A 17,229-nucleotide genomic window follows, 5' to 3' on the forward strand; every position below is an offset into this window, starting at 1 on the left:
TTATGTAACGTCTATTTTAATTGAATCTCAATCAATCCTTCCTCTAAAGCCGCAACGTTCTCGTCGTCGAAAATATCTCTTGATTTTAATTGAATGTTGGTCAAAAGTTCTTCCGTAGTACCCGAATGGTTTACGGTAATGGTAGATTTAGCAGCATTGAATTTCATTTTGGTTTCATTTACCCCTTTTACTGACTCCACATTGCCATTGAGTTTTTTTAACTTCGACAAATCGATTCCCGAAATCTGTAACATGGTTTGGTTGGAACCTGCGCCTTGTTTTTTATTGAGGAGCGACCTTACTTTACCGCCTGTTTTAGACGCTTTGTCGGCCGACTGCGCGGCTCTGTCAATGTGATTTACCGCTTTATCGAGTTTATCTAAAAAGCTTTGTGCTTTTGCTCCCGATACACTGATCAGGAACCCGAGAATGGATGTGAAAATAAATTTTCTCATTGTTTTTTTGCTTTTAAATTGATTGTTATTTAATGGTATAGCGTAATCCTAATCCAAAACGAGAAGCATCGAAGTACGTTTCGTTTTCAATAAAAAAATACCGTGGCCGCCAATCCACACTTACCGCGATGGGCGCTTTCGGGATGACAAATTCAACGCCTAGCGGCGCCATTAGAGTGAATAGCGTGGTTCCCCCGCCAAAGGCCACAGAGGGGCCGGCGCCTAGGTGCCATGACAGTCCGTTAACGCCCGGGAAAGCGCTATTGTAACTATATACTCCGTGTACAAAGGTGGCGCCCCGTCCGAATAAAACAGCCGCTTCGCCCGCGTGATTGGGCGTGAAGAAATACTTCGCGTGTGGCCCCACCATGGTACCACCATCGCCCACGTCAATCAAAATTCCCCCACCCAATTTGTATTGGTTGCGTTCCGCTGTTTGCGCCGATACGCCAAGCACAAAAACAAATACAGCCATTAAACATAAAAATGTGATTCTTTTTTGCATACTGCGATTATTTAATATGATTTATTTGGTTTACTTTCTAAATAAAAAGGTGGATGAATTTCCATCGGCAGTAACTGTTAACGATAAATCGTCCCCGATTAATGTAATCGTAATATATTCTCCGACCTCGTCATCCACAACCTGATAAACGTTGCCGTTTTTCTTCCATCCGAACGAGGAAGTATCGGCACTGCAATCTGCACCTGTTTGGGGACTCTTCAACGATAATGTTATCTCCGATTCTGTCACCTTTAAAGTTGATTGGCCATAACACGTCATATTGGTAACATCCACGCTTTCGTTTCCGGCGGTAATGCGCTGCAATTTCCACAACCCCACAAGTGGATCCTGTTCCGAAATTTCATCTTTTGCACAGGATATCAATAAGAGAAATCCCGTTAGCAAGAGAAGTGTCGATATTGATCTTTTCATTTTCTTATGCATTTTATTTTTATGATTTCGTTCAAAGCAAAGTTATAGCCTGCCACAATGCTGTACAATTCTCCGAAATCGGGATTTTTTTCTCCCCTTTTTGGAGGATATTTCTCGACATGATTCTTAATTGTTTGGATTCTAGGGAGGTGCGTTATTATATTTGTGGAAAAAATAAAACAATTCACCATGCGTCTCGTTGTTTTCATGTTTTTGTTTTTGTGGGCTACGCTGCAGGCGTCGGTCGTGTGGTCGCAGGAAACGACGTATGTGGATAGTCTTAATAGACAACTGAAGGAGGCAGCGCGTAGCAACAAGGAGAAGGCGGATATTTACTTTCTTTTATCCGATTTTTATTCCTACAGAGACACCGCCAAAGCGTTTGCGATGCTGGATTCCGCCAACTCTTTCATCGACCCGAAGGATAAACTTTATTACGGCATTCTCACTTTCTACGAAGCGGGTGTTTATTTCGATTTAAATATCGAGAAAAGTCAGCAACTGTATATGCAAGCCGAAAACATGTTGAAAGATTTTTCAACTCCGTTGTCTTACGAATATCGAGCACGTTTGTGGAATAACTATGGTGTCTTGGAGCAAGCCAAAGACAGGCACGATTTGTTTCTGGATATTTTGCTTAACAAATCTATTCCCTATATTCAGAAAACAAACAAGGTGAGCCTGCATGCTTCTTATTTGACCAATGTGAGCCTGGTTCTCTTTAATCAAAAAAATTACCCCAGAGCGATACATTACAGCCAAAAAGCCATTGGTCTTTTGAGGGAAAATGCAATCGAAGACAAGCAACTCGTGTGGGCATACCTAAATTTAGCACATTCTTTCCTGTATTTATCCAAGTCCAACAAAGCGGCTGAAGCCCTGCAAAGTGTCGAAAAAATTATAGATAAGAAGAGCAGAACGCAAGAAGATTACCTGCCCTATATATCCTACTATTACATCATTAAAACAAAATACTACGATTTGATCGGTGACAAGCCAAACTCCATTAAAACGTCAAGAGAAGGAATGGCTTTTTGCGGCAAATACAATCTGAAATCCGATTACAATTCGTTGGCACATTACTTGGGCCATAATCTGTTGCAAACCGGCGGATACGCCGAAGCAAAGAGAATAAGTCTAATGCTTCTCGCGGATGAGATAAATAGCAAGTCGTTGAAGAATAAGGCAAACTCGTTGAAGTTATTATCCGAGGCTGAGCTAAAGCTGGGCAACTACAGATCGGCGTATGACGCACTGAAGCAATTGCATAAAATAAACGACAGTATGGTGGTAAGGAACGAAAAGTTGAGGGTGGAGGAACTCGAAGCCCGCTATAACACCTCGGAACAAGAAAAAAAAATATTGGCGCTTCAAAACAAAACCAAAACGCAAAACATTCTTACCTTGAGCAGCGTTTCCTTCGCGATTTTGCTGCTAGCGTTTTACCTGTACGTCTCGAAACAAAATAAAAAGCAAGCCCGGCAGGAATTGATCTCGATGGCGCAGCAAAAAGAAGTGGAGATATCCAAAGCGCTGATGGAAGGAAGCGAGCAGGAACGTTCGCGCGTCGCAATGGAACTGCACGACGGCTTGGGCGGCAAGCTAACGGGGATAAAAATAAACATCGAGAACATTCTTGAAACCACTCACAACAACGCCCCCCTGCGAAAGGTCGTCTCGCAACTCGAAGAGACAGTGTCGGACATCCGTAATCTCTCCAGCAACCTGATGCCCGTGTCTTTGGTTCTCTACGGATTGGACAGCGCCCTGCGTGATTTTGTGCAGAATCTGCAAACACGAGACACCAAAATCGATTTTTATGCCAGCAACCTCTCCCAACTAACCGACAGGAACAAGCAACTGGCTGTTTACCGCATAGTGCAGGAATTGGTCACCAATGCCGTGAAGCACGCCGGGGCATTGGCCATTTTTCTCCAATGTACGGTAGAAAACAACTTATTGCTCATAGAAATAGAAGACAACGGAAAAGGATTCGACCCCACAACCATTCGCCGCAATATGGGTTTAAGCAACATAGAAACGCGGGTGAAATACCTCAACGGAAAAATGAACATCGATGCGTTTCCCCAAAAAGGGACCTCCATCAGTATTGAATGTTTGATATGAAACGGATTGAAATCATTGTTTGCGACGACCATCCTCTTATTGCCCAGGGATTGAGCAGTTTTATCGGGCAAAAAGAAGACTTAATCATCGTGGCCACGGCAACTACTGCCCGAGAATTGAGAGAAACATTAGCCATCACATCGGCAGATATCCTCTTGCTCGACATTAATTTGCCCGATGGCAATGGGTTGGAACTGTGCCCCGAAATAAAAAAAAAATATCCCGAATTGAAAATACTGGCGTTAAGCAACTTCAACGAGCGAAGCATCATCTTAAGAATGTTGCATAACGGAGCCTCGGGCTATCTGCTCAAAAGCTCATCCACGGCCGAAATTGAAAAAGCCATCCGCAACATCGTCGATGGAAACCTCCATTTCGGCAAAGAAGCGCAAAAAATTCTTACTACCATCACCGCGCAAGAACTCATTGAAATTCCTCCCGTCACTAAACGTGAAAAAGAAGTGCTGAAATATCTTGCCGACGGTCTCACTACTCCCCAGATCGCGGAAAAAATGTTCGTGAGCGCCGTCACGGTCGACAGCCACCGAAAAAGCTTGATGCAAAAATTCGAAGTGAACAAAACAGTCATTCTTCTGCAGCGTGCACGGGAATGGGGCATGATTTAAGAACCACTTTCACAGCTGGGCCTCCAATTGATGAGACTGGCTATATATCCAGCAAGAGTTGCCTATATTTCTGGAATTATTTATTTGGGAGATTTTCATACGCTTTAAGATACCTATAACATGTCGCTCGACTTATTTGAAGACTTTCGGCTACATCCTGAACTGAAGGACTATTACTCGATTCATAAAGGGGTTTAAGGCTTTAATCTTTTTGATCGTATCTTTACTATAACCGGGAGGTCTTCCCCCTTTTCGTCCGCGTGCTCTGGCGGAGGTTAATCCCGCCTTTGTTCTTTCGGATATAATTTCTCTTTCGAATTCAGCTAGGGACGCAAATATGTTAAACGTAAATCGTCCAGTGGCAGTATTTGTGTTGATACCATCTTGTAAGGAAGCTAACATCCAGTTGCTGCATCTTTGTGATTAGATCAATTAGATCTTTTAGAGATCTGCCGAGACGACCTAATTTCCAAACAACAACAGTATCACCTTTCCTTAACTTTTCGAAGAGTTTACTCGTCTTCCATTTTCTAATAAAGAATAATTTCCTTCTTAAAAAATTCAGTGCTGTTTTTGCGCTCGATCTCAGTTAACTTACTAAGATAATTAAAAGCCTCTTTCATTATTAAGATTTATAATTTTATAAAACGTTCGATTTGTGAGACAAATAGATTTTGTATGTGGATACAATGCATATAGTTACAAGCCTTAGCAATACCGAATAAAAATTGATTCTGCACCGAGTTGCGGGATGTTGCTTATGAAATTTGACTCTCAGTGAGAGAGGAATATAAAGCTTCTAAATACAAGTATAGGATCTAACCCAATATAATCCCTCCGTTTTTCACTCCCCTGCCGGCAGTAATTAATGAATCTATTATTAAGTATACTTGCCATTAGGCGATCACCTTAACTCTTAGAGACATAGCATATTGTCCGTTTTAATTAAAAAAACCTACATAGCTAAAAATCAACATACTTAATTAAGGGTGAAAATCGATAAATCGAAATAATATATATGGAAATTATTTACCAACTAGAATGAAAGCTTGAATAATCTAAATGCCAAAGTTTCAATAAACCCTACTTGTTCCGAATTGTAGAATTCAGATATTCAAGTGAATCATAATAAAATCCTTTCCAAATTAAGCTTTTCGTCATAATCAGAAGGTTTTCGTCGTAACCTTGCTGATATATTAAACAATTAATTGATCAATTGTTTGATATCTATACTCCATATCTAAATTAACATTTATCAATACTATAAATCTTAATTTGGATTAGAGTTTCATTTTACTAGAAATCAGAGCAGAATTATAAACAATTAACTTTAGCAAACTAACTATTTTACCCTCCGTCCGTAGTCCAAATATTTATGCCCATCGATTTCGCTAAACTTCAATTCAACTGTATAATTCTTTTCTTTATTCTGTGCGGTTTCGATATACTGCTTTCCCTTATTTTCATCTACATTTTTATTCTTGAAAAATTCAGTAAGCACTCTTCCTTGCATAGAGTGGTTATTTTTAACTCCTAAAACGGTAAACAAGGTAGGCATAATATCAATATAAGATGTAGGGGCCGTGGATTGATACGATTTTTTGAATGAAGGACCATAAAGCACGAGGTTAGTATTAATTTCAAACGAACTAATACCACCATGTCCTGCAGCTCCTCCGCTCTTATTGTATGCCGAGCCTTTATATCCAAATTCATTTGGAACGTCATCCCAACTATACGTTACTAGGATATCCGCGGCGCGATCCGGGTGGTTCCAATGAATGCTTGCAAATGAAAAAGTGCCATCTACACTTCCTTTTAAATCAGTATCATTCTTAGATTTCGTAAAGATTGGACCAATCCAGGGCTGCTTTTGCAATAACTTTACTATCCTTTCCACTTTTGCTTGGTCTTTATCTTTCACAAAGATCGCCCCATCTGCCATTACTATTTTTCCATTACTAAGGTCGTCTCCCAAACCTTCTTCCTCTAGCATGCTTTTAACGGTATGTTCGCCCGCGTATGTTACAAATCCATGATCGGCACTGACTAAGACATTAACTTTGTCTTCCAATCCCTTTTCTTTAATAGCAAGAAGAATGCGTCCTAGCTGCTCATCCATAAATTTTATCGCCTCCAAAGCTTCTGGTGATCCAATTCCAAATCCATGTTGCTTTGAATCCGGTTCTGAAAGCCATACGGTCGTGATATCCGCAGGCTTCTTATCTAAACCAAAAGCCAAAAAAGCATCTACCACCCATTTATGATTCGCAAATTTAGGTTGCTTTTGTGATTCAATAGAAGCTATCGTTTGGAAAACAGAATCTCGGAAAGAAAGCGGAAAAATAAATTCCGGATTAACTGTCCAGCCTTTTTCCTGAGGGTCCTGTAAGAAAGCCTGGCCCGAAGATCCAGAGCTGTACACTGCGAATGTCTTATTTTCCTGTTTGAGTAATTCAGCGGCCGTCAAATTAGACAACAACCCCAATTTGGACTGCTTTTTCACTATTTCCAAATCGCTTTTGTTTCCGGTATTATAATTTTTTCGCGCATCAACATCTGCAATATGAATCGTATTCCCGAGAATACCGTGTTTTTCAGGATAAGATCCCGTCGAAAGCGATGCAGAATTCACTCTCGTCACTGTTGGGAAAACGCTATGGCTATTTAAGGCAACACTCCCTTTATTTGCCAGATCAAATAGATTCGGCATATGCTCCTGATTGATAAAATCGGGTCTCAGACCATCAAAAATGATCAGAATAGACTTCGTTTGAGCGAACAAAGTCGAAAAAGCTGATGCTAAACCTAGGGTACAGCAAATTAAAAACTTGATGATATTTTTTTTCATATGGATAATGTTAGTTTACTTGTTGTCCCACCAAACTTTAATAGTGCAATCGTCACCCCCCATTTGTTGCACCGCGGCTTTTAAGTTCTCCGCGTTCAAAGATTGCAAGTAAGTTGGATAAGGTATTCGCGTGGGGAAAGTCCTAGAAGAAGGTATGCCGGGACCCTTTTCAAGTTTAGGGTATCCGGTTCTTCTGTATTCGAACCATGACTGATAATCTACAAAAAAACCAGCATAGTACTTTTGCAGAAAGATTTGCTCCATCTTTTCATCGACAGTTCCGCCACTCTTATATTTAATAATGGAATGCTTCAGAAAATCTTCAGGAATGTCAACTTTCCATTGTTTTAAAGAAGCTAGAATGGCATTATTGTAATGGTTCTCCTCCGTGTCATTGGTTTTATAGTTCTTCAGGGCAAGCTCCGCTTTCATAAACTCCACCTCCGCATAGGTTTGTAAAATACCCATATTCGAGAAAGTTTTAAGTACATCGCTGAGGTTGGAATTTGCATTTACATCAAACTCCTGTTCTAAGGGATATGCACTGGGGATACCTTGAAATACTGCTTTGTCACCTTTTTTTACAGTCCGAGCCCATAGCTTTAACCGTGGGTCGTTGGTTTCATTTAAAGTTTTTATGAAAAAGGTCGTGAAGTAATCATTGTCTCTCCAGTCGAATGTTCTGGAATTATAATATGGATTGAAATAAGGAAAATTACCTGGGAAAGCCAAGATGGCTTCGTCGGCATTGGATTCAAATACGGGAAAATCTTTCGGTTTATTTAATATTTCTTCAATTTTAGATCTCACCTTCATCTCCGCTTCCCGACCTTGAATCCTAACTAACAACCTTAATTTTAACGAATTAGCAAACTTCTTCCATTTCAACATGTTCGCTGCTGAACTTTGGGCGTCGAAAATCAAATCTCCCCCATATGCTAAAGGCTTATCCGTTTCAAAGAGTGTGTTAGCTTCCGTTAACCAATTCAACATTTGCTCATAAACAACTTGTTGTTTATCAAATTTCGGAAGGAAATTCTTATCCATCCCTTTCGTCGCCTCCAAACATGGAATATCACCATATGCATCAGTTAGAATGGAATACATATAAGCTTTCAACACAAGTGCAATTCCCATATAATTTGGCTGTTCCAACCTTTTCGATATTCCATACAAATCCTCCGTATCTAAGAGCGCTGCATAATAACTTTCCCAAATATTATCTCTACTACGAACATCCCATCGCATAACGCTATTGATATTTGGATTTGCTCGGGGCGCCTGTACTTGCATCAAAATATGGGTGAAGCTCTTCGCTTCATTCATTTTTGAAGTCACAATTCTGTATTGTAATTGACTTAACAATACACCCGGAGTAGCCTCTTTCGGCCGATTTGGATCGGTGTTGAGGTCATTAAAGGTTTTATCGCACGCACTGAAAAGACAAAGTGCAAACATCAAAACGGAAATAAATCTTCTTCTTATGTTCATCATCATAAATACTAAAATCCTATGCTTAAATTAACTCCCATACTTCTAGCCGACGGGAATTGGGCCAGCTCGACGCCCGGCGTAACAGTTCCATTATTTAAATTTCCCCCCTCGGGATCAAATGCCGGAAAGGAGGTGAAATTGAAAAGATCTCTTCCCCAAAGTGATACCGAAGCGTTTGAAAGTTTGAGTTGCTTTAATAGATTAACCGGAAATGTATAGGATAGCCTAACTTCTCTTATTTTTAGAAAGCTGGCATCAAATATATTGGTCTCCACATTACTCATCGAATAATAAGTCGGATAATAAACCAACGCACTCACCGACTTATCATTTGGCTTATACGTCCCATCGGCCTGTGGAACAACGCCATCGCCTACGATTCCCCCTTCGCGTCCCGGAAGAGAAGTCTTCACTTTTCCTAATTCATTAGTTTTATAATTTGTCAAGGAATAAATACTTCCGCCTTTTTGCATGTCCAAAAGGATGTGTAAACCTATAGACTTATAGGTAAAGTCATTACTAAAGCCCATTTTCCAATCTGCAAATGCATTTCCCCATTTCTTTACTTCGGTGTCGAGTTCCGGTAATCCGGCTTCATTATAAATAATCTGTCCAATTTCATTTCTTAGAAATCCACGTCCATACATATCCCCCATTCGCGCTCCTGGGCGTGCTTCGATGGTCACGGCACCAGCATTATTGTAGATAATCTGAGTATTGATTCCTGGGGCCAATTCCTTAACATAACTCCGATTAAGAGCCCAATTGACAGCAGATTTCCATTTAAATTGATCGTTCAAGATGGGTTGCCCATTCAAGACCAGCTCAATACCTTTACTATTTATAAGTCCGGCATTAATCAAGGCACTGTTATAGCCTGAAACGGGATCGACGGGCGTAGCAAGGATTTGGTTCCTACTGTTGTTCATATAGATCGACATATCTGCGCCTACTCTTCCATCTAGGAACCTTAAATCCAAGCCTGCCTCATAACTTGTTGTAATTTCTGGTTTCAAGTTAGGATTAAATAATACCCGTTGGTTGGTTAGGTTGTTACCATATATTTGATTGTAATATCGGGCCGTTTGATAGGGGCTGGTATCATTTCCCACCTGTGCCCAAGAGAGTCGAGCTTTAGCAAAAGAAATAGCTTCCGGCATTTTAAAAAGCTGGCTTAAGATAAAACTGCTGTTCACAGATGGATAAAAAAACGATCGCTCTCCTGAAGGCAACGTACTGGACCAGTCATTCCGTCCCGTAACATCTAAAAATATCATTTCCTTATACGACAACTGACCAAAAGCATATAAACTAGCAATAGCTTTTTCCTGTCTATCGCTTTGCGGTACAACTGGGTCTAAACTGTTGGACAGCTGGTAAATTCCCGGTTGTGCTAATTGGTCGGCATTCATTGATTTCAAATTATAATACTGCGACATATAATTTCCACCTAAGGAAATATTGTACTTAAAATCGGATTCTAACTTAGGAACATAGGAAAGAAGAAAATCACTATTCGACTCGTAATTATTAAGACCCTGTTCACGGTACATTCCTTTCGGAAATTTCGTCATACTAAAAGGCCGCTGTTGAGATCGCTCTTCACTCGAAAAATCTAAACCACTTCTAAGCATCAGGTTTACTGTTGGGGAGAATTCATAAGTTGCAGAAATATTTCCTACAAGATTATGCTTCTTCATTTTATTCAACATTTCATAAAGAATAACATAGGGATTGTCAGGACCAGAATTGAAAGGCCTATATTGCTCTACTCCTTCTTTCCCAGGAACCCAATAGGGTTTAAACCATTCCGGTTTAATATTAGGCGCTGTACCTAATATTAAGAAATACATCAAAGTCTGGTTATTATATCCTGCGGAAGGGAGATTGTCACTTTTATTATTGCTGTAGTTAAATCTACCAGAGACTTTTAGCCTTTTGGATAATTGTTGATTGGCATTAAATAGCACATTCATTCTCTCAAATCCGGTATTCGGAAGAATCCACGTATTCTTAAGGTAAGTAAATGACGCTCTAGCACCATTGATTTCATTTCCACCTTCAACGGATATATTATTGCTGCTTGTTAAACCGCGTTGAAAGAAGCCCGAAATATAATCTTTTTGGGCGACCCATGGGGTTCTTACTGTCGCTATTCCATCGGGCGCACTCGGGTCGTATTGAAAATATTCTTGCCCATTGAATTTAGGTCCGAAACCTCGCCCTGCACCAACAGTTGTACTTGTGTTAGCTCCATCCACGGTATTCCCATAAGAGTAATATTTGTCTTGTCTACCCTCTCCATACTCAAATTGATAATCAGGCCAGCGGTTCACTTCCTCCAAGCTCGTATTCGAATTGACACTAACGCCTATTCCTCTCTCTTTTCGCTTCGCAGATTTTGTGGTAATAATTAGTGCGCCTGCTGCGGCCCGACTTCCGTATAATGCCGTTGCAGCCGGCCCTTTTAACACGGTCACATTATCAATGTCATCAGCATTTACGTTGCTTATATTTGATCCAAAGTCGACAGGGCTATCCTGAGATAAATAAGAATTAAAACCCGTGCCCGTAATCTTACTGCTGAGGGGAACCCCATCTATGACAACGAGCGCTTGATTGTTATTTAAATTTAAAGAGGATTCTCCTCGAAGCGTTATCCTATTGGAACCCATCGGCCCGGCACCAACCCCTTGGATAGTTAATCCCGCAACTTTTCCAGATAAAGCGCTGGTCCAGTTATTCGTCTTCGTTTCTGTTAGTGCTGCATTATCGACCGTTTGGGTAGAATATCCTAGCGATTTATCTTCTCGTTTTATCCCCAAGGCCGTTACCACAACAGCGTCAATATTTTGTATCTCTTCTTGATCAAGCTTGATGACAAGGTTGGTCCGATTTGCTGGCTTCACAATAATATCACATTGTCTTTTTCCTGTATAACCCGTGAAAGACACCTTCACACAATATTTTCCATGAGGCTGAAGTCCTTCAAATACGACTAAGCCATGCTCGTCGGTTGATCGAGTTGTATTAATTTGCAGGTCTGCATTACTTAATAAAACAGAGGAATTACTTAAAGGATTTCCTTGTCTATCGTGGACAAGCACATTCATAACTGCTTTATTTTGCGCATAAATTGGCGCGCAACAACAGAGCATCAAAAGAAGCAAAACGAAAGCTTGATTTCCACGTTTCATTAAAGGTCTAATTTTCATTTTTTTGATAAAATTTGGCATAACATTTCCTCACGGCTATTTCTAGCGGTTCATTAAACAGTTTCTTTAATAATTATTTTATTTTGAGTACCCGTATTTGGCCAGGATGACCTTGATCTTCAAACTTCAAATCATTAGCCAAGCTTATAATTTCCAATATATCGACTAATTGATCGTCTTCGCCAAAAGTACCATAGAACGTCATGTCAACTTCCACGCCTGCATCAATCTGAAATTTTACATGGAAGTTCCTTTCCAATTCCTTAAATACTTTGCTCAACGCAGCATTTTCAAAGCGAAGAGCCGACTTTAAATGCTTTAAATCTGTTTCAGGCTCCGATTTAATTTCTTTTGCAGACCTTTTCTTCTTCATTGACCATTTTTCCCCAGGTTTTAAAGTACCAATGGTACTTAATGCTCCTGCATGATTCTTTCGTTGTAACAAAACAGAACCGCTTATCAACTTGACACTCGTATTTTTTCCATTTTCGCTCACCCAAAATTCCGTCCCTAATGCGGTCGTTAAAATTTGATTCGAGAGCACTGAAAATGGGCGGAAGGTATCTTTCTTCACTTTAAAAAATGCAGTCCCATGCAATTCCAAAGCTCGATCTGTTGTATTGTATTTAGAATTCCATGACAATGTACTCCCTGCAAGTAGGTGCGCCAGTGAACCATCACTTAAGTAAAAACTGCTATCCTTCTGAACCCTAATTTGAAAGTCTTCTGTCTGCTGAATAGCGAGTTGCGGAGATCCTAAGTCGGAAGCTTTCTTCAGAAAATGAAATGACCCTATTCCGAGCAACAGTAAAAATACCGCCGCGACACTGATCCATCTTAAACGGATCTTGCTAATAAACGCTGTTGTCGATTTTTCGGTATCAAATAGCTGCTTATCAATTCGAGCTTTCAACTCGGCTTTCAATCCTGGATGGATCAGTCCCTCACTGTTTGAAACTTCTAATTGCTCCATCCATAACAAAAGCTTTTCTCGCTCCTGTTGATCAATCGTTCCATTGATATAGCCTGATATTAACCGATTTAATTCCTTTTCTTCTCGCTTCATACATTAGAGTAGTTGCATTAAAGACGAAAAGTACCACGCTATTTAAGTTAAGAAATTATGAATAAATTATTTTTAAAAAATTAAGCTTGCTGGACGTACAGTACGAAAAGTATACCGGACAGGAATTCCATATTTTTATGAGAAATTTTTTTCCGAAGAAACTGTAGTGATTTTTGTAATTGGTTTTTGACAGTTTGGGATGATATGTCCAGCTTTTCAGCTATTTCATTAATCTTAAGGCTATCGCGAAATCGTAAATTAAAAACGACCTGCATCCGCTCGGGCATCTGAGTAACAGATTGATCGATTGCAAGCATCAATTCAGCATATTGTTTTTCTATATCTTGTTCAAAGTCAATCTGTTCAACTGTCTCTTCTTGAATCATTTGTTTAAACAGCATGACATGGGATTCCGCTATGCCTTTCTTACGGAAGTACATAAAGATCTTAAAGTACAAAGCCGAGGTTAGATACGGCTTTAGCGCGACTTCTATTTTTAGCTCTGTCCGCCTCTCCCATAAATCAACAAAAAGGTCCTGTAGCAAATCCATAGAGATTTCGACATCCCCAGTTTTCTTTATTGCAAGCGATAATAAATACTCCCAATATAATTCATATAATCGATCAAAGGCACCTTTGTCAGTATTATTAATTTGAGAAACTAACTTTTTGTCGATACAGATTTCCATAATTCGTTAATAATTTTAACTAAGCCCATTCAAATCTCCGTGTTTAATGCAACCGAAAGGTTAAGAAAATATGATTAAAATATTAAGGTATGTCTACGGCGAGACACTATTTGAAGATTTCCCTGCTGCAGTTCGATCCGGTAGTTCTATTTCTAAAAATCGCTGTTCCCCTTCACCACTCTTCCTCCAAACCATATTCAACAACGCCAACTCACTCCCCTTTCAAACCAATGTAAACCCCTATCAAACCCATCTTGAATCGGGTTTGATAGGGGTTTAAATGGTTCCACAAGGTACCCTACTCAAACAGTTCAAGGTCTAGTACATACTAGCAATGCCCTCGAAGAAAAGTCATCCGCATTAAAACAAATAGAAACGATAATTGCAGAAGCGGTAGAAAGCTGCTTACTAAGATTCGACAGGTATTTGAATTAAGTCGCAAACAAGAATTGAGTTACCAGGAAATTGCTGATCAGTTAGCCACCTTCGAAAAAACAGTTAAAACACAGGTAAACAATGTGTTAAGGATTTTAAGAAAAAAAACTTCACCCTTGCTTTACCCGGGCTGGAAGTCGTCTCCTGACCTTTCTGCGACGGTTCATCCCCAAGAGTTGATACACCCTGCGGATTCGTTTGTAGTTCCACTTCAGTCCCTCGTGTCGGATACGTGAATAGTAAAGGTCCTGTCCTTCGGTTGGATACCGATCGGCCAGCTCTCGGAGCTTCGCTATCGTTTCGCTGTCGTCCTTCCTGTTCCTGTAATAATACATCGACTTGGGCGGTTGACAACCTTGCAGGCCCTGCTGATGCTGATCTGGTGCATAGAAATAACATAAGCAGCCATATCCTTGCGCTGGCAGGGCCTCAGAACTTTTTTGAGAGTACATCCTTGAGGATCTTGTGGTCCAGGGCAAGATCCGCATACATCTGCTTGAGACGGCGGTTCTCTTCCTCCAGTTCCTTCATATGGCGCAGCTCTTGGCTGTCCATCCCGGAATACTTCTTCTTCCAAGTGTAAAAGGTGGCTTGGTGGACACCCAACTCCCTGCAGATGTCCGAAGTGCTTTTACCCGATTCATGTTGCTTGATCGCAGAAACGATCTGGCTCTCGCTGATTCTTGTCTTTTTCATTGTACTGTTCTAAGTTACGAATTTTCGCGTTTCAGAAAGTCCGAATTTTCGGGAGGGTTACAATACCTTTTGCATATCCTTACCAACTTTCTCATTGAGTATTTTGGCGTAAATCTGTGTAGTAGCAATATTCTTATGCCCTAACATCTTGCTCAAACTTTCGAGCGGAACGCCCTCGCTCAAAAACAGTGTGGCAAACGTATGGCGTGCCAGGTGAAAGGTTACTTTCTTTTCTTTCAGGCAGTCAATTAGTTGTGATATTCTCTTTAGGCTATCATTACAGACTGTATTTGATGGAATAGGAAATACCTTTCCATCTTTTGAAAATGCGCTCAGATCCTGTCGAGCTCCACCATAACCTTTTTTCCGGGCCGGCATCGAAGATAGATTTCTTCATTATAAGCATCTGTATCGCTTCCTTGTTGCTGTCCAATGACTGAAATCTCTCGTGGTCTAATTGACTCTTCCATGCCTGTTTTTTTTATTTGTACTACGCCGTCGATGACACTTTTAATTCCCGCACGCTGGCGGACTTCTTGATGGCTTCAAGGTATTTGCCGCGGAATACCTCGACCTGCTCACTGGGCAGGGCCACCTGGATAGACAGCAGGTAACGTTGTACATCGACTTGCGTCGTAGTAATGCGCACATGCGCGGTTCGACTGACCTCCTGTTGCGATTTGGCCAAGGTTATCAATTCCTTTTTCCAAGATGGCAGATCCACTGGCTCCTCCACGGACAGCGTCATGTTAAAATAGGTCTCTGAATTGACCAAGGTCCAGTTAACCAACCGCCCGGATAAAAGATCACCGTTTGGAATGATCACCCGAGCCCCGGTATCAGCGACAAGCGTACTGGATCGAATTCCGATCTCAACCACCTGTCCTTTTTTATCGGCAAGCTCCACATAGTCCCCAAGCTTAAAGGGCCGCTCAAAAATTAAAATAATACCCGAGACGAAGTTATTGACGACGTTCTGTAGCCCCAGTCCAATTCCTACGCTAAGGGCTCCGATGATCACGGTAAGCTTATCCAATCCTAAACCCAACATCCCCAAAGCCGCCAAGAATCCAATCACCACAATGATCAAACGAAATAAAGGCAGCAGGGTGAACACCGAGCCGCGTTGAGCAGAACGGCCGCTTGAGACGAAAGTCCCTAGAGAACGCTGAAGTTTATTGGCTAGCCAGAGTACCACTCCCGCAGTAATCACATCGCCATAGCCTATATTCATCCCTGCTATGGTAAGTTGCCTTTGAAGAAATTGTCGTAAATGCCGCCATGCCTCACTTGATAGATGAAGGTTCGACAACAGCACTACTAATACCAGTGCGAGGCTACAAAGCACGATGATCCGATCCAGGCTCCGTAGCGCTTTGTTCTGGTCCATATGTGCGAAAAATGAGTTACTACGCGGTCTATCGAACTTGCTTTCAAGGTCATGAAGAAGCATATCCCGGAATGTCCTTAACGAAAGCGCTTGGACCAAACCCAGCGTGGCCGTTAAGCTGGCGATGCGCGCAACGTTAAGGTAGCCCAGCACATTGAGAAGCACACTGGCCATATGGCAGCCGATGAGTAGCCAGACGATAGCCATCGGCAGAAAGCCGATAGGATTATCTCTGTCAGTTTTCTTTCCAAAATTCCACAATACAATGATACCAACCACATTGGCCAAGATGGCAGTTCCTTGTATTACCGGACCTTCATGCAAGAATAAATTCGTCAGAATAAGCAGCAAATAATAAAAAAATAGTGCGTGAATTACGCGGCGCTTAAAGCTCGATAATTCCTTATAAAGCAGAAGATACATGATAATAAAGATGACGAAGAATACGATCTCTAACGTCCATACGGGGATCGTCGGATAGGATAAAGGAAAGAGGATGAGAAAAAGCAACGCCGTTTTGAGAATCGGAATATGCAGGGGCTGGCTCTTGTAGAGCGGAAGCTCATCCTTTTGCCTGGATGTTCGCGCTGCTTTGTAGATCCAATAAAAATATAAGAAACTCAGCAACAAAAGGACGAATTGTCCATGCCATGCCGACAAGGAAAGCAGGGGTGCACTCACCCCGTCCTTGGTTAGATTCTTATCGGCAACTTTCTTAAGCCGTGGAATCCATAGTTCCCTAGGATCCTGCCTGGATTCACGCAAAAGGATTTCTTCCCGCAGCTTATCAAAAAGTTTGAGCTGATGGCTGATTTCGCTGATCAGATAATTTGCTTCCCGCTCCATCAGCAGCAAGGAATCCTTCCTGTCGGTTTGTTGCACCGAGGAATCTGCGATTTGCAGTTTAGGTCTGCCTACACTATCTCGCAATATTCCGCTACTACTCGCCCGTGAGAGCGTCTGCTGGAAATTCCGCATGTCTGCATACAGGAATTGAAGCTGCCTTATCGCCGTGTCCACTTCACTCTTTTGCGGCGTGGCGCGCTCCCAGGCTTGATTGCGTTTAATGCTATCCAACGTACGACCTTTCTGTGCAATAAACGTTTTCCAGTTGGTGAAGTTATCCCCTCCCGAAAGGCTGTCTACTCTAAAGATAGAATCCTGTTGCTGTCCGCTAGCAAGCGTAAAAAGCAATAACCAAAATATAATCAAAATCATCGGTTTAACGATGCGAACTAACAAATCCAT

Annotated in this window: 13 protein-coding genes and 2 pseudogenes; 2 read left to right on the forward strand and 13 right to left on the reverse strand. The window is 41.2% G+C overall.

Annotated elements, in window-relative coordinates; genetic code table 11:
* Positions 1–11 precede the first annotated feature (11 nt).
* Genes QYC40_RS17520 through QYC40_RS17530 form a run of 3 tightly spaced genes read right to left on the reverse strand, consistent with a single transcriptional unit; the run spans position 12 to position 1,392 of the window.
* Entirely contained in the window at positions 12–455 is a 444-nt protein-coding gene (locus QYC40_RS17520; protein WP_301991516.1) for a hypothetical protein, read from the reverse strand.
* 25 nt (positions 456–480) lie between these two features.
* Entirely contained in the window at positions 481–960 is a 480-nt protein-coding gene (locus tag QYC40_RS17525; RefSeq protein WP_286650893.1) for a hypothetical protein, read from the reverse strand.
* Between the two features lie 30 nt (positions 961–990).
* Positions 991–1,392 carry a lipocalin family protein gene (locus tag QYC40_RS17530; RefSeq protein ID WP_301991517.1) on the reverse strand — a complete coding sequence of 134 codons (402 nt, stop codon included), beginning with the start codon at positions 1,390–1,392 and terminating at the stop codon, positions 991–993.
* A gap of 189 nt (positions 1,393–1,581) precedes the next feature.
* Here QYC40_RS17530 and QYC40_RS17535 point away from each other — a divergent pair, with 189 nt between their 5' ends.
* Together QYC40_RS17535 and QYC40_RS17540 are read left to right on the forward strand one after the other, a co-directional pair.
* Positions 1,582–3,519 (forward strand): sensor histidine kinase, encoded by a 1,938-nt coding sequence (locus QYC40_RS17535; RefSeq protein ID WP_301991518.1) that lies wholly within the window; start codon positions 1,582–1,584, stop codon positions 3,517–3,519.
* Entirely contained in the window at positions 3,516–4,145 is a 630-nt protein-coding gene (locus QYC40_RS17540) for a response regulator transcription factor (RefSeq protein WP_301991519.1), read from the forward strand. The genes QYC40_RS17535 and QYC40_RS17540 overlap by 4 nt, the downstream gene beginning before the upstream one ends.
* A gap of 150 nt (positions 4,146–4,295) precedes the next feature.
* Here the strand turns inward: QYC40_RS17540 and QYC40_RS18605 are convergent.
* From QYC40_RS18605 to QYC40_RS17595, 10 genes and pseudogenes are all read right to left on the reverse strand, one after another.
* A pseudogene (locus QYC40_RS18605) lies at positions 4,296–4,734 on the reverse strand (recombinase family protein).
* A 753-nt stretch (positions 4,735–5,487) separates the two neighbouring features.
* A complete protein-coding gene (locus tag QYC40_RS17555) occupies positions 5,488–6,996 on the reverse strand; it encodes an alkaline phosphatase family protein (protein ID WP_301991521.1) in 1,509 nt (502 codons plus the stop codon).
* 15 nt (positions 6,997–7,011) lie between these two features.
* Entirely contained in the window at positions 7,012–8,493 is a 1,482-nt protein-coding gene (locus QYC40_RS17560; protein ID WP_301991523.1) for a SusD/RagB family nutrient-binding outer membrane lipoprotein, read from the reverse strand.
* Positions 8,494–8,498: 5 nt separating this feature from the next.
* On the reverse strand, positions 8,499–11,705 hold the full coding sequence (locus QYC40_RS17565) for a SusC/RagA family TonB-linked outer membrane protein (RefSeq protein WP_301991524.1): 3,207 nt from the start codon (positions 11,703–11,705) through the stop codon (positions 8,499–8,501).
* Between the two features lie 73 nt (positions 11,706–11,778).
* The gene (locus QYC40_RS17570) at positions 11,779–12,771 is read right to left on the reverse strand and encodes a FecR family protein (RefSeq protein ID WP_301991525.1); all 993 of its coding nucleotides are present in this window, start codon (positions 12,769–12,771) and stop codon (positions 11,779–11,781) included.
* An 80-nt stretch (positions 12,772–12,851) separates the two neighbouring features.
* Positions 12,852–13,460, reverse strand: a complete 609-nt coding sequence (locus tag QYC40_RS17575; protein ID WP_301991527.1) for an RNA polymerase sigma factor — start codon at positions 13,458–13,460, stop codon at positions 12,852–12,854.
* Between the two features lie 498 nt (positions 13,461–13,958).
* On the reverse strand, positions 13,959–14,294 hold the full coding sequence (locus QYC40_RS17580) for a hypothetical protein (RefSeq protein WP_301993727.1): 336 nt from the start codon (positions 14,292–14,294) through the stop codon (positions 13,959–13,961).
* Between the two features lie 30 nt (positions 14,295–14,324).
* Positions 14,325–14,591 carry a transposase gene (locus QYC40_RS17585; RefSeq protein ID WP_301991528.1) on the reverse strand — a complete coding sequence of 89 codons (267 nt, stop codon included), beginning with the start codon at positions 14,589–14,591 and terminating at the stop codon, positions 14,325–14,327.
* Positions 14,592–14,648: 57 nt separating this feature from the next.
* Positions 14,649–14,918 (reverse strand): annotated as a pseudogene (locus QYC40_RS17590) (tyrosine-type recombinase/integrase); the annotation flags it as partial.
* Positions 14,919–15,081: 163 nt separating this feature from the next.
* Positions 15,082–17,229 (reverse strand): mechanosensitive ion channel family protein, encoded by a 2,148-nt coding sequence (locus QYC40_RS17595; protein ID WP_301991529.1) that lies wholly within the window; start codon positions 17,227–17,229, stop codon positions 15,082–15,084.

The sequence above is a fragment of the Sphingobacterium sp. BN32 genome (assembly GCF_030503615.1).
In the GTDB taxonomy this organism is placed as follows: Bacteria; Bacteroidota; Bacteroidia; order Sphingobacteriales; family Sphingobacteriaceae; genus Sphingobacterium.